This is a genomic window from Lysobacter sp. K5869 (assembly GCF_018847975.1).
Classification (GTDB): Bacteria; Pseudomonadota; Gammaproteobacteria; order Xanthomonadales; family Xanthomonadaceae; genus Lysobacter.
In genome coordinates this window covers 660,959-680,570 of sequence record NZ_CP072597.1, presented here as the reverse complement: position 1 = coordinate 680,570, position 19,612 = coordinate 660,959, and the positions used below count along the sequence as shown (strand labels likewise).

13 protein-coding genes are annotated in these 19,612 nt (G+C 69.4%); 9 read left to right on the top strand and 4 right to left on the bottom strand.

The window, feature by feature from the left end:
• Positions 1-132: 132 nt before the first annotated feature.
• From J5226_RS02895 to J5226_RS02875, 5 genes are all read left to right on the top strand, one after another.
• Positions 133-1,197 (top strand): hypothetical protein, encoded by a 1,065-nt coding sequence (locus J5226_RS02895; protein WP_215838364.1) that lies wholly within the window; start codon positions 133-135, stop codon positions 1,195-1,197.
• Between the two features lie 110 nt (positions 1,198-1,307).
• Positions 1,308-4,469: a multidrug efflux RND transporter permease subunit gene (locus J5226_RS02890; RefSeq protein ID WP_215838363.1), complete on the top strand. Its 3,162-nt coding sequence runs from the start codon at positions 1,308-1,310 to the stop codon at positions 4,467-4,469.
• 107 nt (positions 4,470-4,576) lie between these two features.
• On the top strand, positions 4,577-5,065 hold the full coding sequence (locus J5226_RS02885; RefSeq protein WP_215838362.1) for a hypothetical protein: 489 nt from the start codon (positions 4,577-4,579) through the stop codon (positions 5,063-5,065).
• A gap of 156 nt (positions 5,066-5,221) precedes the next feature.
• Positions 5,222-6,844, top strand: coding sequence for a multicopper oxidase domain-containing protein (locus tag J5226_RS02880; protein WP_215838361.1), 1,623 nt, complete (start codon positions 5,222-5,224; stop codon positions 6,842-6,844).
• A 23-nt stretch (positions 6,845-6,867) separates the two neighbouring features.
• The gene (locus J5226_RS02875; protein ID WP_215838360.1) at positions 6,868-7,644 is read left to right on the top strand and encodes an FKBP-type peptidyl-prolyl cis-trans isomerase; all 777 of its coding nucleotides are present in this window, start codon (positions 6,868-6,870) and stop codon (positions 7,642-7,644) included.
• A gap of 39 nt (positions 7,645-7,683) precedes the next feature.
• Here the strand turns inward: J5226_RS02875 and J5226_RS02870 are convergent, their stop codons facing one another.
• Together J5226_RS02870 and J5226_RS02865 are read right to left on the bottom strand one after the other, a co-directional pair.
• A complete protein-coding gene (locus J5226_RS02870) occupies positions 7,684-8,349 on the bottom strand; it encodes an outer membrane beta-barrel protein (protein WP_215838359.1) in 666 nt (221 codons plus the stop codon).
• Between the two features lie 88 nt (positions 8,350-8,437).
• Entirely contained in the window at positions 8,438-10,837 is a 2,400-nt protein-coding gene (locus J5226_RS02865) for a M66 family metalloprotease (protein WP_215838358.1), read from the bottom strand.
• A 692-nt stretch (positions 10,838-11,529) separates the two neighbouring features.
• Here J5226_RS02865 and J5226_RS02860 point away from each other — a divergent pair.
• Positions 11,530-13,269, top strand: coding sequence for a DNRLRE domain-containing protein (locus J5226_RS02860; RefSeq protein WP_255323080.1), 1,740 nt, complete (start codon positions 11,530-11,532; stop codon positions 13,267-13,269).
• Positions 13,270-13,420: 151 nt separating this feature from the next.
• On the opposite strand, the gene J5226_RS02855 is transcribed toward J5226_RS02860, so the two are convergent.
• Positions 13,421-13,888: a hypothetical protein gene (locus J5226_RS02855; RefSeq protein WP_215838356.1), complete on the bottom strand. Its 468-nt coding sequence runs from the start codon at positions 13,886-13,888 to the stop codon at positions 13,421-13,423.
• A gap of 250 nt (positions 13,889-14,138) precedes the next feature.
• Complete coding sequence (locus J5226_RS02850) at positions 14,139-15,569, bottom strand: alpha-L-fucosidase (RefSeq protein ID WP_215838355.1); 1,431 nt, start codon at positions 15,567-15,569, stop codon at positions 14,139-14,141.
• Between the two features lie 240 nt (positions 15,570-15,809).
• Here J5226_RS02850 and J5226_RS02845 point away from each other — a divergent pair, with 240 nt between their 5' ends.
• From J5226_RS02845 to J5226_RS02835, 3 genes are all read left to right on the top strand, one after another.
• A complete protein-coding gene (locus J5226_RS02845; protein WP_215838354.1) occupies positions 15,810-17,243 on the top strand; it encodes an alpha-L-fucosidase in 1,434 nt (477 codons plus the stop codon).
• Between the two features lie 401 nt (positions 17,244-17,644).
• Positions 17,645-18,610 (top strand): TerC family protein, encoded by a 966-nt coding sequence (locus J5226_RS02840; RefSeq protein ID WP_215838353.1) that lies wholly within the window; start codon positions 17,645-17,647, stop codon positions 18,608-18,610.
• Between the two features lie 104 nt (positions 18,611-18,714).
• Positions 18,715-19,569, top strand: coding sequence for a DNA alkylation repair protein (locus J5226_RS02835; RefSeq protein WP_215838352.1), 855 nt, complete (start codon positions 18,715-18,717; stop codon positions 19,567-19,569).
• Positions 19,570-19,612: the final 43 nt, after the last annotated feature.

Genomic DNA, 19,612 nt, shown 5'->3' with positions numbered 1-19,612 from the left:
TCTCCGCGGAATCGAAAAAGGCGCTTGACAGCGTGGCGGGATTGTATCCTACTGTTGGTAACTTACCAATCGTAGCTTGTGCCGGGCCATCGGGGCGCGGCGCGGGCGCGGTGATCACCGGACCTGCGAATCATGACCGCCCTCGTTTCCTCCGCTCCATCCTCCCCAACCGCCGTCGCGCTGGCGCCCGTGCTTATCGTCGGCGGTTCCGGCGTGGTCGGCGCGCAAGGTGCGCGGGCGCTGCGCCGGCTGCACCCGCAGCTGAAACTCGCCGTCGCCGGTCGCGACCTCGCCCGCGCCGAGGCCGTCGCCGCGTCGCTGGGCGACGCCGAAGCGGTCGTCGTGGACCTGCGCCGCGCCGACCTCGGCCTGCCGGCCGACGCGCGTTTCAGCGCCGTGGTCGTGTTCCTCAAGGACGAGCGCTTGAACACGCTCAAATACGCGCTGCGACATCGCTTGCCTTACATCAGCACCTCCAGCGGTTCGTTCGAGATCGCGCCGGAAGTGAGCTTCCATCTGCGCCATCCGGGCCGTTCGCCGATGCTGCTGGCGAGCCATTGGCTGGCCGGCGCGGCGACGTTGCCGGCGCTGCATTTCGCCGGCGCGCTGCGCCGCGTCGATCGCATCGGCATCTTCGCCCTGCTCGACGAAGAAGACATGGGCGGCCCGGCCGCGGCCGCCGATTACGAACGCCTGACCACGGCCGCGGCCGCGCAGATTCTCGAAGACGGGCAATGGCGTTGGGTGCGCGGCGAGGACGCGGCGAGCGTGGGCGAGAGCGTCGACGGCGTGCGCATCGCGGCGTCGGCGTATTCGCCGATGGACGTGGTGAGTTTGGCCGCCGCCACGGACGCGCATTCGATCCGGCTCGACCTGGCCTTGGGCGAAAGCGCCAGCCGCCGCCGCGGCGAAGCGTTCTCGACCGAGATCGCATTGGAACTGGAAGGCGAAGATCGCCAAGGCCGTTACGTGCGCCAGCGTCATGATCTGGTGCATCCGCAAGGCCAAGCGCCGTTGACCGCGCTCGGCATCGCCCTCGGCGTGGAGCGCCTGCTCGGCCTGGACGGCGCCGCCGCACCTGCGCCGGGGCTGTATACGCCGGACCTCTTGATCGACCCGGCTTATTTCCTGCGCCGCATGCAGGAGTTCGGCACGCGCGTGAACAGCCGCGCCGCGCAGGACGCGCGCGCCGCCTGAGCGCGCGCGGCGCCGTCGCGCGCCGCCGAATCCATCGCTCATCGAACCCGGCCGGCGCCGCGCGGCGCCGGCCGTCCCCCGGTTTTGTCCGCGCCGCCCCGGAGGCCGCCATGGACTTGTCCCGTTACTTCATCGACCGCCCGATCTTCGCCGCGGTGCTGTCGATCCTGATCTTCGCCGCCGGCCTGATCGCGCTGCCGAACTTGCCGGTCAGCGAATACCCCGACGTGGTGCCGCCGACCGTGGTGGTGCGCGCGGTCTATCCCGGCGCCAATCCGCAAGCCATCGCCCAGACCGTGGCCACGCCGCTGGAGGAAGCGGTCAACGGCGTGCAGGACATGATGTATATGAAATCGGTGGCCGGTACCGACGGCGTGCTGGTGCTCACCGTCACCTTCAAGCCCGGCACCGATCCCGACCAAGCCCAGGTGCAGGTGCAAAACCGCGTCGGCCAGGCGTTGGCGCGCTTGCCCGAAGACGTGCGCCGCCAAGGCGTGACCACGCAGAAACAATCGCCGACGCTGACGATGTTGGTGCATCTGGTCTCGCCCGACGGCCGCTACGACTCGCTGTACCTGCGCAACTACGCCACGCTCAAGCTCAAGGACGAACTCGCGCGATTGCCCGGCGTCGGCCAGACCCAGATGTTCGGCAGCGGCGATTACGCCATGCGCGTGTGGCTCGATCCGGGCCGGATCGCCGCGCGCGGTCTGACCGCCGGCGATGTGGTGCGCGCGATCCGCGAACAGAACGTGCAGGTCTCCGCCGGCCAGCTCGGCGCCGAGCCGATGCCGGGCGGCAGCGATTATCTGATTCCGATCAACAGCCAGGGCCGGCTGCAGAGCGAGGCCGAGTTCGAGCGCATCGTGATCGAGGCCGGCGACGACGGCCAGATCGTGCGCCTGTCCGACGTGGCCCGGGTCGAGCTCGACGCCGGCGATTACACGATGCGCGCGCAGCTCGACAATCTGGACGCGGTCGCCATCGGCGTGTTCGAGGCGCCCGGCGCCAATTCCATCGCGCTCTCCGACGCGGTGCGCGCGCGCATGGCCGAGCTGGCCGAACGCTTTCCGCCGGGCATGCAGCACCGCATCGTCTACGACCCGACCGTGTTCGTGCGCGATTCGATCAAGGCCGTCGCGACCACGCTGGCCGAAGCGGTGCTGTTGGTCGTGTTGGTGGTGATCTTGTTCCTGCAGACCTGGCGCGCTTCGATCATTCCGCTGATCGCGGTGCCGGTGTCGGTGGTCGGCACGTTCGCGGCGCTGTACGTGCTGGGATTTTCGATCAACACGTTGAGCTTGTTCGGCTTGGTGTTGGCGATCGGCATCGTGGTCGACGACGCCATCGTCGTGGTCGAGAACGTCGAGCGCAACATCGAGCAGGGGCTGAGCCCGCTCGACGCCGCGCATAAGGCGATGCGGGAAGTGTCCGGCCCCATCGTCGCCATCGCCCTGGTGCTGTGCGCGGTGTTCGTGCCGATGGCGTTCCTGTCCGGCGTCACCGGCCAGTTCTATCGCCAGTTTGCGGTCACCATCGCCATTTCCACGGTGATCTCGGCGATCAATTCGCTGACCTTGTCGCCGGCGCTGGCCGCGCGCCTGCTGCGGCCGCACGGCGCGGCGAAGGATGCGCCGACCCGCTTGATCGAGCGGTTGTTCGGTGGGCTGTTCGCTGCGTTCAATCGCATGTTCGGCGTCGGCGCGCAGCGCTATCAGGCCGCGGTGTCGCGCATGCTCGGCCGCCGCGGCGCCGTGGCGGCGGTGTATCTGGCGCTGCTGCTGGCGACCGGCGCGATGTTCCACGCGGTGCCGGCCGGCTTCATCCCCACTCAGGACAAGCTCTACCTGATCGGCGGCATCAAGCTGCCCGAAGGCGCCTCGCTGTCGCGCACGGACGCGGCGATCCGCAAGATGAGCGCGATCGCGATGCGCACGCCCGGCGTGCACGCGGCCGAGGCCTATCCCGGCCTCAACCCGCTGCAGTTCACCAACACGCCCAACACCGGCACGCTGTTCTTCGAGCTCGAACCCTTCGCCGCGCGCAGCCGCAGCGCGGCGCAGATCAACGACGAGCTCAACCAGAAATTCGCCGCCTTGCAGGACGGCGCGGCGTTCTCGTTCATGCCGCCGCCGATCCTCGGGCTGGGCACCGGTTCGGGCTACGCGCTGTACGTGCAGGACCGCGACGGCCAGGGCTACGGCGCCTTGCAGAGCGCGCTCAACGACTACACCGCGGCGATCTCGCAAACGCCCGGGCTCGGCTATCCGATCAGCACCTATCAGGCCAACGTGCCGCAGCTCGACGCGCAGGTCGACCGGACCAAGGCCAAGGCGCAGGGCGTCGCGTTGAGCGAGGTGTTCGACACCTTGCAGACCTATCTGGGCTCGGCTTACGTCAACGACTTCAACCGCTTCGGCCGGACCTGGCAGGTGATCGCGCAGGCCGACGGCAGCCATCGCGACAGCGTCGAAGACGTCGGCCGCCTGCAGCTGCGCAACCGGCGCGGCGAGATGGTCCCGTTGGCGTCGCTGGTGACGCTGCGCGAGACCTACGGCCCCGATCCGGTGATCCGCTACAACGGGTATCCCGCCTTCGATCTGGCCGGCGAAGCCGATCCGCGCGCGCTGTCGTCGGGACAGGCGATGCGCGCGCTGGAATCGCTGGCGCAGACGACGCTGCCGCGCGGCATGCGGATCGAATGGACCGACCTGAGCTATCAGCAGGCGACCCAGGGCCGCGCCGCGCTGATCGTGTTTCCGCTGGCGATCTTGTTGGCGTTCCTGGTGCTGGCGGCGTTGTACGAGAGCTGGACCCTGCCGCTGGCGGTGATCCTGATCGTGCCGGCGACGCTGCTGTCGGCACTGGTCGGGGTGTGGCTCGACGGCGGCGACAACAACGTGTTCGTGCAGGTCGGGCTGGTGGTGCTGATGGGTCTGGCGTGCAAGAACGCGATCCTGATCGTCGAGTTCGCGCGCGAACTGGAGCTGCAAGGCCGCGGCACCGTCGAGGCCGCGCTGGAGGCTTGCCGCCTGCGTCTGCGGCCGATCGTGATGACCTCGGTGGCCTTCATTGCCGGCACCGTGCCGCTGCTGTTCGGCCACGGCGCCGGCAGCGAGGTGCGCGCGGCGACCGGTGCGACGGTGTTCGCCGGAATGCTCGGCGTCACACTGTTCGGCCTGTTCCTGACCCCGGTGTTCTACGTGGCGCTGCGGCGCTGGGCGACGCGGCGGGCTGCGCGTCCGGCCGCGGCGGCGGCGCAAGCGGCGTGAGTGAGGCCGGCGATGCGGGCGGCGCCCGGAGTAGGGAGGTCGCCCGCATCGTCCGTTGCAGGTTGTACATTGGGCGCCGCAGGGGCGACCGCACCGAGGGGAACCAAGTGCAGCAAGCAATCCGACTGGCCGGCTTCTTCGCCGCTCACGGCGTGTGGTGCGTGGCCGACGGCGAGGATCTGATTCCGATCTACGCCTTCGAGGACGCGGCCGGCGAACGCAAGATGATCCGCTACGCCGCCGAGCGCGCGGAGGACGGCGTGGCCGAGGCGCGCGCGCGGCTGGGCGCCAATCCGGACGAGGCGCGCCACGCGGTGATGGTCCACGACGGCTTCTTGACCTTGCCCTCGGGCCGCACCGACGCGCTGATCCTGAGCGTGCGCGACTTCGCCGGCGACGGCGCGCTGACCCTGGCCGTGCCCTACCGCAACGCCGCCCACCCGCTCGGCTTCGCGGTGCACCGGCCGAAGTTCCTGGACTGGCGCGGCGAGGGCGAGCCCGATTACGCGCGGCTCGGCGAGGACTTCTTCGCCGGGGTCGAAGAACACGAAATGGGCGACCGGGTGTGGCAATCCAAGCTCGACGATTCGATCTGAGCGGCGCGCCGGTGCGCCGCCGCATCGCCGAGCCATGATCGGCATCACACAAATTTCCGCCGTCGCGCAAAGCAATTGCCATCGGGCGCGAACATCATGGCGGGTCGCCCGCGCCCGCCGGCGTCGCCGACTTCCGCCCGCCACCGCCCGCGCCCGATGACCGATCCGCAACGCCGCCGCTTCCTCATCGGCCTCACCGTCGGCGGCGCCGCGACCGTCGCCGGACCCATCGCGATGTGGCGCTACACCGGCGGCCACGGCCACAGCCTGGGACCGCTGCCGGATCTGCAATCGCTGCCGCCGGACGCGCGCTTCGTGCAGCCGCTGCGGATTCCCGGCGGCGACGGCCTGATGGCCGAGATCGATCTGCGCAAGCCGCTGGAACTGTCGGCGCAGGTCGTCGGCCAAGCCTTGTTTCCCGGCCCGCCGACGCAGCTGTGGAGCTACGCCGCCGGCACCGCGCTCAACCCGCTGCTGCGCGCGCGCCGCGGCGACAGCATCGACGTCGGCCTGAGCAACCGCCTGAGCGAAGACACCACAGTGCACTGGCACGGCCTGCACGTGGACGAAGCCAACGACGGCAGCGGCCTGCATCCGGTCGCGGCCGGCGGCCAGCGCCGCTATCGCTTGCGCGTGGACAACCGCGCCGGCTTGTACTGGTATCACGCCCATCCGCACGGCCGCACCGGCAAGCAGCTGCAACACGGGCTGGCCGGGTTGTTGCTGGTCGAGGACGCGGAAGAACTCGCGCTGCGCCAGCGCCTGGGCCTGCGCTGGGGCGAGCGCGACTTGCCGCTGATGATCGCCGACAAACAGGTCGACGCGCGCAACGCCATCGTCTACAAGGACGGCGCCGACGATTGGATCGGCAACCGCGTGCTGGTCAACTGGACGCCGGAGCCTTACCTCGACGTGATTCCGGCGTGGTATCGCTTCCGCCTCGCCAACGTGTCGAACGCGCGTTTGCTGCGGCCGTGTTTCCTGCACGAAGACAAGCCATTGCCGATGCTGCTGATCGGCAGCGACGGCGGTTTGCTCGAACGCGCGTGGCCGATCGACGATCTGTTCCTGGCGCCGGCCCAGCGCGCCGACGTGCTGGTCGATTTCGGCGCGCTCAAGCCCGGCGCCAAGGCGGTGCTGCGCAGCCTCGATTATGTGGCGATGGAAAACGAGGACGAGTCCGGCGCGTTCGCGCCCGACCCGATGGGCGACCATCCCGGCGCGGCGGCGATGGGCGCGCCGCTGGATCTGATGGAGCTGCGGGTGATCGAGTGCGCCACCGAACGCCCGCCCGCCAAGCTGCCGCCGCTCGACGCGATGGCCCAGGTGCCGCCGCCGCCGGACACCGCCGATTGGCCGGTGCGCGCGCTGCGCCTGCGCATGGACGAGCAAGGCCGCTGGTTCATCAACGACTGGAATTTCCACCTCAGCGGCCACGCGCCGGCGTTCACGGTGAAGCGCGGAACGCGCGAGGTCTGGGAAATCCGCAACAGCATGACCAGCATGCCGCACCCGATGCATCTGCACGGCTTCCAGTTCCGGGTGGTCTCGCGCGCGATCAGCCCGCCGGACATCCGCGGGCGCCAGGTCGCGCCCGGCGGTTTGACGCCGCAGGACTTGGGCTGGAGCGACACCGTGGTGGTGTGGCCCGGCGAAATCGTGCGCCTGGCCATCGATTTCTCGCAGCCGTTTTCCGGCGTCCAGCGTTACATGCTGCATTGTCACAACCTCGAACACGAGGACATGGGCATGATGCTGACCTTCGCCGTCGCCGACTGATTTTTCGCACTCCGGAGCTTTCCATGCCGCGTTCCCTGCTCGTTCTGTCCGCGCTGTCGCTCGCGCTCGCCGCCGCCTTGGTCGCTTGCGCGCCCAGCGACGGAGCCAAGCAGGGCGCCGCCTCCTCCGCCGCTTCCACGCCGTTGGCGGCGGGCGATGTGGCCAGCGAGAAAGCGAAGATCAGCTACGTCGTCGGCCGCGATTTCGCCCGCAGCGTCGAGCCGATCCGCGGCGAACTCGATGCCGAACTGGTGCTGCGCGCGATCCGCGACGCCCAGGCCGGGCGGCCGTCGCTGTTCGACGAGGGCGAAACCAAGCGCATCCGCGACGGCTTCAGCGCCCATCTACGCGACAAGCGCGACGAAGAGGTCAAGGCGGTGGCCGCGCGCAATCTGGCCGCGGGCGAAGCCTTCCTGGCCAAGAACGCCAAGGCCGAGGGCGTGAAGACCACCGCTTCGGGGCTGCAATACGCCGTGCTCAAGGACGGCAAGGGCGCTCATCCGAAGGCCAGCGACACGGTGCGGGTGAACTACGTCGGCACGCTGCTGGACGGCAGCAAGTTCGAGAGCACCTACGACACCGACCACCCGGCCGAATTCGTGCTGGCGCAGGTGATGCCGGGCTGGACCGAAGGCGTGCAGCTGATGGCGCCGGGCGCGAAGTACCGCTTCTGGCTGCCGGCGAAACTCGCCTACGGCGAGCGCGGCCTGGCCGGGCAGATCGAGCCGAACTCGGTGCTGTCGTTCGAGGTGGAATTGCTGGAAGTCGCGGGGCAGGGCGCGCCGACGCACGACGAGTGAAACCGCGGCGGCGCCGGCCGTGCCGGCGCCGCCGATGGATCAGAAGCTCGCGCGCACGCCGACGAGGTAGCGGTGATTGCCGGCGCCGGCGCTGGCTTCCGCGCTCACGCCCCACAGTTCGTTGAACTTCAGCAGCGCGCCGACCGTGCCGCTGAATTCGCGCTCGTACACGTCGCCGTCGATGTAGTTGACCCGGGCCCAGCCTTCCAGGTTCGGCGCCAGATCGCCGCGCAGGCCCAGCGACACGCGGTAGTCGTTGCCGTCGAGCTTGTCGCTGAAGCTCAGCGCGCGGTTCTCGAACTCGATGCGGGTGTTCTGGTAGCCGACCTCGGCGGTCCATTCGGCGCGTTCGCCGAGCGCGCGGTAATAGCCCAGGCCGATGCCGGCCTGCTGCGCGTCCACGTCGAACTTGGCAAGCAGGTCCTGGCCGGAGCGCAGGCGGTTGTCGCCGCTGCCTTTGTGCAGGCTGCCGGTCAGGAACAGTTGCGAGCCCAGCTCGACCGAGCCGGCGGCGTACGCGCCGTTCACGTCGATGTCGTCCAGCCGCAGCAGCGGATCGGAGCCGCCGGATTCCAGCTTTTGCGCGACGTAGCCGGCTTCCAGATAGGTGTGGCTGCGTTCTTGCGCGGCCGCGGCCGCGGCGAGCAGGCAAAGTGCGGCGGCGAGCATGGACTTCGATGCAACGGATTTCGACGAAACGGACATGGACTTCCTCTACAGAATGGACGGGCGCGCCGCGCGGACGCGCCCGGGATTGCGATTGCGATGAGTGTGCCGCGGCGGGCCGTCGCGCTCAGCGCCGCAGCGCGTCGCGCAACAAACCGCGCAGCCGCGACTGCGCCTGCGACACGGCGGCCGCAGCGGCGGCGGCTTCGTCGGCGCAACGCGGCGGCGGCAATGCGGAGGCCGGAACCGCGAGGGTCGGCAGTTCGGCGCAGGAGGTCGCGGCCGCGTCGAAACCGCGCGGGGCCAGCGGCGCGGTCACGTCGCGCGCGGCCAGCACCGCCGGCGCGGCGGGAAAGCCCTCCCAGACCATCGGCGTGTGCAGCAACTCGATCCGGCGCAGCGCCTTGTCGGCCGGCACGTGCACGACCCAGGTGCGGAAGCTGTCGCCGTCGAGCGGATCGCTGGCGCTGGCCGGCGGGGTGCCGCGCGGTTGGTTGAACGGACGGAAGCCGTCCTGGATCAGCACGTGACGGACGCTGCCGTCGGCATACGTCGCGCGCAGCGTGTAATCGCAGCCGCCGTTGCGGCAGTACCAATAATTGACGCTGGTGTCGGGCACGATGCTGGCGCGCTGGGCCGCGTCGGTCGGATCGATGTAGCGCAGCAGGTTGCCGGTGTAGCTCAGCGGCGGATAGATCTGGCTGACGTCGGGCGTGCCGGCGTTGCTCAGCGTCAGCGCGATCGCGTACAGCGGCACGTCGCGCCGTTGCGGCAGGTTCTGATCGAGGCCGAACAGGCCGCCGCTGGTGGTGGCGGTGGCCGCTTCGACCCAACGCCGGTCGATCGTGTCCCAGCGCCGGTAGCCGCTGGCGAACGCCGCGTCCTGGATCACGCTGCCGCCGCTGTAGCTGCGGCTGCCGTCGGCGGCGCGCTGGGTCGTGCCCTCGAAATAGCGCTGGTACATGCCGGTGCTGTAGTCGGAGAAGGTGCTGAAGCGGTACTCCGGCGCTTGATCGCCGGAGCCGCTCTGCATCGGGTCCTGCTTGACGCAGCGGCCCTGCGCGTCGATCTGCCGCGCGGCGCCGTCGAAGGTATCGCCGCGGCAGCGCGCGTAGCGCGTCGAGGTGGTCGGCATGAACGGCGGCTGGAAGCGCTTGCCGACCGCGTCGTAACCCCAGACCGAACCGGCGAGGCTGCCGCCGACATAGGGATAGCGGCCGGCGCGATAGGCCTCGCCCTGATGCGGCAGGCCCATGGCGTGGCCCTGTTCGTGAATGAAGATGCCGCTGTAGGCGTGATCGCCGGTGCCGACTTCGCCGCCGCCGAGGCCGCCGCCGGGCGACACGACGCGGCCGGCGGCGTTGAACAGGATCAAGGGCGCGTAGAACTGCACCGGCGCCGGCCGTTCGCCGTTGGCCTCGATCAAGCCGCCGAGCACGGCCAGCACCGACGACATCAGATGGAACTTGTCGGACACCGCATCGGCGTCGCGCGCCAGATACGCCGGCTTGCCGTCTTTCGGCGGGATCACCAGGGTCGGCCAGACTGTCGCGCGCGCGGGATGGTTCTGCGCGATCAGGCGCGCCACCGGCCATTTCGCGTAGATCTCGTCCACGGTGGCGGCGTCGGGCAAGCCGGAGGCGGACAGCGGCACCGAATTGTCGGGCGTCGCGCCGAACAGATAGAACGGCAGCACCCGCAGCACCGCCAAACTGTCGGCGCCGATCAGCGGCGTTTGCGCCGCGCCGGGCAGGTAGTTGTCGGCGCGCGCGCGCAGCTGAAGCGCCGGCGTCATCCACGCGGCGGGAATGTCCGCGCTGTAGCGGTCGGTGGCATAAGCCGGCCCGGCGCCTTCGGTGGGCGGCAGCGCCGAGGGCGGCGCGACTTCGACCGCGCCGAGCAGCGCGCCGTTGGCCCAGCCTTCCAGGCGCACGTTGCGCGCGTTGGCGGCCGACAGCCGCAGCAGCGCCAGCGCCGGGCGGCCGCCGATGGCGTGGTAGGACTCGCTGGCCGCGCTCAGCGTCCAGCTCAGGCCTTGCGCGGGCAACACATGGGTTTGCGCCAGTTCCAGCGCGGCGATGTCGAGCGCGGCGGTCGGCGCCTGCGCCAGCGGCGTGGCGCTGGCCTCGTTCGACGCCGCGCTGCTGCCGCCGGCGTTGACGGCGCGAACCACGAAGTAATACGCGCTGCCCGGCGCGAGCCCGCCGACGGTCGCGGTGGTGCCGGCGACGTTGCGCACCACCGGCGCGGCGCCTTGCGCGCCGGGCGCGAGGCCTTGGTAGATCTCGTAGCCGGTGGCGCCCGGCGCGGCGTTCCACGACAGTTCGACGCTGCCCACGCCGGCGCTTGCGATCAGGCGAGTCGGGGCCGCGGGCGCGGCGGGGCCGGGCGTTCCCGGAGTGCCCGGCGTTCCGGGATTCGGGCCGGGGGGCGGCGCGTCTTTGCCGCCGCCACCGCCGCCGCACGCGGCGAGCGTCGTGGCCGCGAGCAGGGACAGCGCCAGCGCGCGGAAGCGAAGAAGTTTCATCGAGGCATCTCTTGCGGGCGAAGCCTTGCGCGCGTCCGGACTGCACGCAAGCTTCGCGGGACTGAAAAGGGGATGGCGCACAGCGGCGACTCCCCTCGCGCATGCGGCCCCATGATGAAGCGGCGCGGAAAATAGCATGGAACGCAAGCGAGTTCGCGCCTGAAAATCCGCTTTCCCGGTGCGAAAATCCGCAGCGGCGCACGCATTGAAGTTCGGGCTACGAATTTCTGCATGAATCGCCTGTAATTCGCATGTTTATCGAATGCATTAGACGTGCATATCTTTCGCGCGAGCGCTGAACGAAGCCTGCTGCGTCGCCCGCACGGGATCGCCGCCGTCGCATGCGCGTGGATCGCGATGGCGTTTCGGCGGCGCCACCGCAGTCGTCGCGCGGCCGCGCCCACGCCGGCAGGCCGCGCGCGCCCGAATGCGATTGGTATCGATAAAACCGCTGTGCCCGCGCGATGTCGCGAATCGCGGCGTTCGCCGGCCGATGCAGCCCGCCGGCCGCGAGCCGCATCGCGACTTGTGACGCCCTGCGCGATAACCCCGACACAGCCGCGCATTGCGTCGCAATCGTGTAGCAGTTTTCCGGCCAAACTCCGCAGCCATCGCGGCCGTGCCGGGCCGCGATGCGTGCCCCGACCCGACCCGTTTTCAGCCACTCCCGCCGGAGACAGCCAGTGAACCTCATGCCCTCGCGCGCGCCGATCTGCGCCGCTCTCGCCACCGCCTTGCTCGGCGCCGCCGCGCTCGCGCCCGCGTCCGCCGCCCAGCGCACCCTGCAGTTGTCGGAAGACAACACCCAGAGCAAGCCGGTGTCCTCCTCCTCGCTGCGCGGCACCCCGCTGGCCAAGGCCGGCGCCGCCGACCGCGTCTGCGAAACCGGCGCCAAGTGGCTGCGCGTGGGCTTCAAGCAGCTCAAGCTGTCGGGCTACGACTCGCTGGTGCTGACCAGCGACGGCGGCGACAAGCTGGTGTTCGAAGGCAAGCACTGGAACGACCGCGCCTTCACCACCCGCGCGCTGCGCGGCGAGTGCGTGACCGTGCAGCCGTACTTCAGCCAGCCCGACAGCGCCTTCCAGCTCGACCGCTACGACTTCGGCACCACCGCGCTGGAACTGGCCTCGGTGGTCGTGGCCGGCGCGGGCGACATCTGCGACACCAGCGGCAACGCGTGCCAGGGCACCTCGGATCTGATCGTCTCGATCAACCCGACCGCGGTGTTCACCGCCGGCGACAACGCCTACAGCAGCGGCACCCTGACCGAATACAACAACCGCTACGCGCCGACCTGGGGCCGCTTCAAGGCGCTGACCAGCCCCTCGCCCGGCAACCACGACTACAGCACCACCGGCGCCGCCGGCTACTTCGACTACTTCAACGGCGTCGGCAACCAGACCGGCCCGGCCGGCGACCGCAGCAAGGGCTATTACAGCTGGGACGTGGGCGACTGGCACTTCATCGCGCTCAACACCATGAGCGGCGGCACCGTCGCCCAGTCGCAGATCGACTGGCTCAAGGCCGACCTCGCCGCCAGCACCAAGCCCTGCACCGCGGCCTATTTCCATCACCCGCTGGTGAGCCGCGGCAGCTACTCCGGCTACACCCAGGTCAAGCCGTTCTGGGACGCGCTGTACGCGGCCAAGGCCGACCTCGTGCTGGTCGGCCACGATCACAACTACCAGCGCTACGGCAAGATGAACCCGACTCAAGGCGCGGCCAGCGACGGCATCCGCCAAGTGCTGGTCGGCACCGGCGGCCGCGCGTTCTACAGCATCAGCGGCAGCCACGCGCTGCTGGAAGCCAGCAACGCCAGCACCTTCGGCGTGCTCAAGCTGACTTTGACCGCGACCGGCTACACCGGCGATTTCGTGCCGCGCGCCGGCAGCAGCTACACCGACCACTTCACCGGCACCTGCAACGCCAAGGGCGGCGGCAATCCGCCGGCGCAGACGCTGACCCTCAACAGCGTGCGCGACGCGACGGTGAAGTCCGGCGGCAGCCGCGACAACAGCGCCACGCTCTACGCCGACGGCAGCGACGGCGGTCAGGTGCTGCGCGGTCTGATGGCATGGGATCTGTCGTCGGCCGCGGGCAAGAACATCACCGGCGCGCAGATCAAGCTGCAGGTCAGCGACCGCTCGGGCGGCACCTACGATCTGTATCGCGCCGGCGCCGCTTGGACCGAATCGAACGCGACCTACAGCGGCGTGAGCCTGGGCACCAAGATCGGTTCGGTCGTGCCGAACGCGACCGGCGCGCAGTACATCACGCTCAACGCCGCCGGCTTGCAACTGGTGAAGGATTGGGCTTCGGGCGCGGCGACCAACAACGGCGTGGTGCTGTCGTCGAGCTCCAGCGACGGCGTGGACTGGTCTTCGCGCGAAGGCGCCAACGCGCCGCAGCTGATCCTGACCTACTCGCCGTAAGCGAACGCGCCCCGGGCCGCGCGCTCGGGGCGCACGAGGGGAACGAAAAAGCCCGCGGCGTCCGCGGGCTTTTTCTTTTGCAGCGTGCTCGTTTGCCGCGTGCCCGCTTGCAGCGTACTGAATCGCGTTCTTCGACGGCGAAACCGGCCGCTCAGCCGGTGGCTTGCAACATCGGACGCGCGGCATGCGTGCCCGCGCCCGCGCCGATCATCAGCTTGACCGATTCCTTGATGCGCTCGGCGCCGCCGAGCTTGACCGCGGCGATCAAGCGCTCGCCGATCGTCCTGCTTTCGTCGGCGCTGCTGGCGGCGTGCGCGCCGAGAATGGCCAGGCCTTTCTCGGTGAGCCGGTAACGCAAGGCCAGATGCACGAACGGAACGCCGTTCAACGACTCCTTGACGCAGGCCGTGCTGCGCACGTAGCCCTCGTCGAGCAGCCATTCGAAGGTCGCGCCGCAGGCGAGCACCGCCTGCGCCATCGCTTCGCGGTTGGACGGGTCCACGCCCGGCAGATGACGCGCCGATTCCTCGGCGTTGAAGCGGGCCACGACGGGATGCTGCTCAAGCGCCGCCGCGCAGATCCGCGCGGTGGCAATGCTGAAAACCTCGATGTTTTTCATGGATGACGCCCCCTGACGTCCTTGCTATTTACGAGGGCATTACGTAAAAACGGCGTGACGGAAAATCATGTAATAGATTGAAAAATAACGGGTATTTCTTGCCGTTCGTACCGTCTGAACTGTGATGCCCGGCGTCGCGGCGATGACATGGGATGACAAACTGACCCGCCGCGGCAGATGCATAACGCGGCGCGACACCCGCTTGTGACGCGGGCGGATCAGTTTGATGAACGAATTGGCCCGGACGCCCTCAGGATTTTTCCGGAGCCAGCTCGATCACGGTGTCGATGCTATCGGCGAGCGTCTCGGGCAACGCGACGCGCAGCGTCTCGCCGTCGCGCCGCGCGCGCAGCGCGCCGCCGCCGTCGAGCAGGCGCGCGCGCCAGCGGCCGGGCGCGTTCACGCGCAGCTCGCCGTCGGCGGGGCGCTCGAACACGTGCAGGTACAGGCGCTCGCCTTTCGCGGTGATGCGTCCCCACGCCGCCTCGCCAAGCGGATTGGCGGTGGTGGCGTAGATCGAATCGCCGTTGCGCCGCAGCCACTCGCCCATCGCTTGCAGCCGCTCGACGCTGGCTTGCGGCACGCTGCCGTCGGCCATCGGCCCGATGTTGAGCAGCAGGTTGCCGCCCTTGCTCGCGGTGTCGACCAGATCGCGCACCAGTTCGCGCGTGGATTTCCAGTTCGTGTCCAGCGCGCTGTAGCCCCAGGTGCCGTTCATGGTCATGCACGCTTCCCAATCCACGCCGGCCACGCCGCGCGCCGGAATCGCCTGCTCGGGCGTGGTGAAGTCGCCGTGCGCGCGGTCGAACCATTGCAGGCTGCCTTGCGGATCGTCGTAACCGAGCGAGCGGTACAGACGGTTGTTCATGACGATCTTGGGCTGGTCCTTGCGCACCATCGCCATGAGTTCCTGCGCGCGCCAGGTTTCGCCTTCGGCCCCGGGGTTGGAGTAATCCCACCACAGCACGTCGATGGGGCCGTAGTGCTCGATCAGCTCGCGCACCTGGGCCTGAAGGAAATCCTGGTACTGCGCGAGGTTCGCGCGTTGCGCGTAACCCGGGTCGTCCTTGTCGCCGGCTTTCTCCAGCGGATGCGGCAAGGGATGTTCGAGACGAGCGAAGTCGCGGTACGGATAGGCCGGATGATGCCAGTCGATCACCGAGTGATAGAGCCCGACCTTGAGCCCCTCGGCGCGCGCGGCGTCGACGATCTCGCGCACCAGATCGCGGCCGGTGGCGTCCTTGGCGTCGAAGTCGCTGACCGCGCTGTCGTGCAGGGCGAAGCCTTCGTGGTGCTTGCTGGTGAACACCAGATACTTGGCGCCGGCCTGCTTGGCGAGCTGGGCCCATTCGCGGGCGAAGCCGGGCTTGGGCTTGAACAGCGGCAGCATCTGCCGCGCGTACTCGTCGGTGGGCACGTGGGCGTTGCGCTGGATCCATTCGGCCGAGCCTTTCACCGGCTCGCCGTTCCAGCGCCCGGCCGCGCCGGAGTACAGGCCCCAATGCACGAACAGGCCGAAGCGGGCTTCGCGCCACCAGCGCATGCGCGCGTCGAACGCGGCCTGCGATTCGTTCGGCGCGGCGACCGTCGGCTTGGGGATGTCCTGGGCCGGCACGGCCGCGTGCGCGGCGCCGGCGAGCGCGAACAGGCAGGAGAGCAAGGCGGCGCGCAGCGGCGTCATTGGCGTGTCCTCGGGGCGGATCGATGCATCCCAGCAGACCGCGCGGGATGCGGTCAACCGCGCTGAAGCCGGCGCGCTTTCGTTTCGCCGCGGCGCGCGCGGGTTTGCTTTCGGATTGCGCGAACGGCGGCGCGAAAGCCAAAAATCCAAACAAATCCAAATCGCGGCAATCGCCAGCGCGGCGTTGCGCGGCGCGGCCGCGCCACTAGACTGCGGTGTCGCCGCCGTTTTCTCATCGCCATGGATCGTCGCCGCTTCCTGCTCGCCAGCTCCGCCTCCGCGCTCGCCTTGAGCGCGCCCGCCGCGGCCGCAGCCGCGGATCCGGCCGAGCCCGCCGCGCGCCCGCGGCCGACGCCGCAGCAGTTGCGCTGGCAACGCGAAGAACTCGCGTTGTTCGTCCACTACACGGTCAACACCTACACCGACCGCGAATGGGGCGAGGGCGACGAAAGCCCGCGCGTGTTCGCGCCGACCGACCTGGACGCGCGGCAATGGGCGCGCGCGGCGAAAGCCGGAGGATTCCGCAGCCTGATCCTCACCGCCAAGCATCACGACGGCTTCTGCCTGTGGCCGACCGCGACCACCGCGCACAGCGTGCGCAGCAGCCCGTGGCGCGACGGACGAGGCGACGTGGTGCGCGAATTCGTCGATGCCTGCCGCGCCGAGAATCTCGGCGTCGGTTTCTATCTCTCGCCGTGGGACCGGCACGAACCGCGCTACGGCAGCGGCCAGGCCTACGACGATTACTACATCGCCCAACTCACCGAGTTGCTGACGAACTACGGGCCGGTGGTCGAGGTGTGGTTCGACGGCGCCAACGGCGAAGGGCCGAACGGGCGGCGTCAGGCCTACGACTGGCCGCGCATCCACCGCACCGTGCGCGCCTTGCAGCCCGACGCGGTGATCTTCTCCGACGCTGGCCCCGACGTGCGCTGGATCGGCAACGAGCGCGGCGTCGCCGGCAGCACCTGTTGGGCGACGGTGGATCCGGCGCGGGTGCCGTATCCCGGCTACGACCGGCCCTGGGTCGGCGAAGCGCTGCAGCAAGGCGACCCGCACGGCGCGGCGTGGCGGCCCGGCGAGACCGACGTGTCGATCCGGCCCGGCTGGTTCTGGCACGCGGCCGAGGACGCCAAGGTGCGCAGCGCCGACAACCTGATCGATCTGTACTGCAGTTCGGTGGGCCGCAACAGCAAGCTGCTGCTCAACGTGCCGCCGACGCGCGCGGGCCGCTTCCACGACACCGACGTCGCGCGTCTGGCCGAGTTCGGGCGCAAGCGCGAAGCGCTGTTCGCCGGCGGCAACCGCCTCGCCGGCGCGCGCGTGCGCGCCAGCGGCGGCGCCGCGCCCGAGCGCGCGCTCGACGGCGACGCGGAGTCGTTCTGGCAGGCCGGGGCGGGCGAGGCGTGGCTGGAGTTCGAATTGGACGAGGCGGTCGAATTCGACCTGCTGTGCCTGCAGGAAGCGATCGCGCACGGGCAGCACGTCGCCAACCATCGCTTCGAGGCGTGGCGCGACGGCGGCTGGCAGACCGTCGCCTGGGGCACGACCATCGGCCACAAGCGCCTGGAGCGGTTCGAGCCGGTGCGGGCGCGACGGCTGCGGCTGGCGATCGAGCATGCGTACGCGCCGGCGCGGATCGCGACGGTGGCGGTGTATCGCAGCCCGGTCTGATCGTCGTCGCGCGATCCCCCTGTAGGAGCGGCGTAAGCCGCGACCGCGGGATCGCCAGCTCGCGCCGTAACCGCGATGCCGCGGTCGCGGCTTACGCCGCTCCTACAAGGATTGGCCGACGCGAACTACAAATCGAAACCAACCTGAACGGCAGTTCAGCGGCCACCGTGCTATCGTTGCCCGCAGAAGGGGAGTAGCTCCCGCTGTCGCCATCGTCACTACGGGCTCACCACCCCGGTGCGACAGGTATCCGGACCACCGAACGGTCGGCCGGATATGAGCAAGACCTTCGCCGCAGCGGCGAAGGCATGTCTCCCGAATTCCCTCCGGACGACGCTTCGCGGCCTGCGGCCTCGAAACCGGCGCGCTTGCGCCTCCAAATCGTCTTGCGGGAGAGTCAAATGGAAACCATCGGCAGTCCGATGCTGTGGGGCGCGTTCGCCGCCTTCGTCGTCGTCGCGCTGCTCGTCGATCTGGTGCTGATGCGCCACGGCGGGCCGCACAAAGTCACGTTCAAGGAAGCGGCGTGGTGGAGCGTGGGCTGGATCGCCCTGGCGTTGGTGTTCAATGCGGCGCTGTGGTGGTACGTGAGCCGCGAATCCGGCGCCGAAGTCGGCAACCGCATCGGCCTGGAATTCCTGACCGGCTACCTCGTCGAGAAGTCGCTCGCGGTCGACAACATCTTCGTGTTCCTGATGTTGTTCTCGTACTTCGCGGTGCCGGAGGAGCAGCGCCAGCGCGTGTTGGTGATCGGCATCCTCGGCGCGATCGTGCTGCGCTCGGTCCTGATCTTCGCCGGCGCGTTGCTGCTGGCCAAGTTCCACTGGATCTTGTACGTGTTCGGCGCGTTCCTGGTCTTCACCGGCATCAAGATGCTGATGGCCGCGGGTAAGAGTCCGGACCTGGAACAGAACCCGGTGCTGAAATGGATGCGCGGCCACCTGCGCCTGACCGACGACTACCACGACAGCAAGCTGTCGATCGTGCGCGACGGCAAGCGCTGGTTCACCCCGCTGTTCGCGGTGATCGCGCTGATCGGCGTGACCGACGTGATCTTCGCGGTGGATTCGATCCCGGCGATCTTCGCCATCACCGCCGATCCCTTCATCGTGCTGACCTCCAACGTGTTCGCGGTGCTGGGCCTGCGCGCGATGTTCTTCCTGCTGCAGGGCATGGCCGACCGCTTCCACTTGCTGCCTTACGGTTTGGCCGCGGTGCTGGTGTTCATCGGCGCGAAGATGCTGCTGATCGACGTCTACAAGATCCCGATCCTGGTCTCGCTGCTGGGCGTGGCGGCCATCATCGGCACCTCGATCGCGGCCAGCCTGATGCTGCCGCCGAAGCCTGAGCCGAGCGCGAAGGCCTAATTCGCGCCGGGCAACACTGATTAGCCGATAGCGGGCCGCGGCGCCGATGGATACATTGGCGTCGCGGCCTTTTTCGTTGCGGCCGCGTCCACCGGGAGGCCGCCGTGGCCCGAACCGCTACCACCGATGCGATCTCGCGCGCCGCGGGCAAGACGCCGGCGGCGAAGAAGGCGGCCGCTAAAACGACGCCGGTAAAGAAGGTCGCGGCCAAACCGCGTACCCCGGCCAGCGAACGCAAGGCCGCGCAAGCCGCGTTCGCCGCCTTGCCCTTGCCGCAACGCCTCGCCCAGGCCTTGGACGCGCTGCGCGCCGATGCCAGCGCCGATTACCGCGATGGCATGGCCCGCTTCGCGATTCCGAACGACCGCGCTTTCGGCGTGCCGATGGCGAACATCCAGGCCGTGGCCAAGCGCCTGGGCCGCGACCATGCGCTGGCCGAAGCGCTGTGGGACAGCGGCTGGTACGAAGCGCGTTTGCTCGCCGCTTATCTCGACGACCCCGCGCTGGTGAGCGCCGCGCAGATGGATCGCTGGGCGCGCGGCTTCGACAACTGGGCGGTGTGCGACACCGTCTGCTTCGCGTTGTTCGACCGCAGCCCGCTGGCGTGGCGCAAGATCGAGCAATGGGCCCGGCGCGAGGACGAATTCGTCCGCCGCGCCGCGTTCGCGCTGCTGGCGAGCAAGAGCGTGCACGACAAGCAGGCCGGCGACGCGCCGTTCCTGCGCGGGCTGGAGCTGGTCGAAACGTATGCGTTCGACGAGCGCAACTTCGTCAAGAAAGCGGTCAACTGGGCGCTGCGTTCGGTCGGCAAGCGCAATGTCGCGCTGCGTGCCGCGGCGCTGAAAACTGCGACGCGTCTGGCCGCGTCCCAGGACGCCGCGCCGCGCTGGAACGGCAAGGACGCGTTGCGCGAACTCAACGGCGCGGCGGCGATGCGGCGTTTGGCGCGGCAAGGCTGAGCCAGCGAAAGGCGCCGCCGCGGCCGGCGCGCGTCCATGCCGC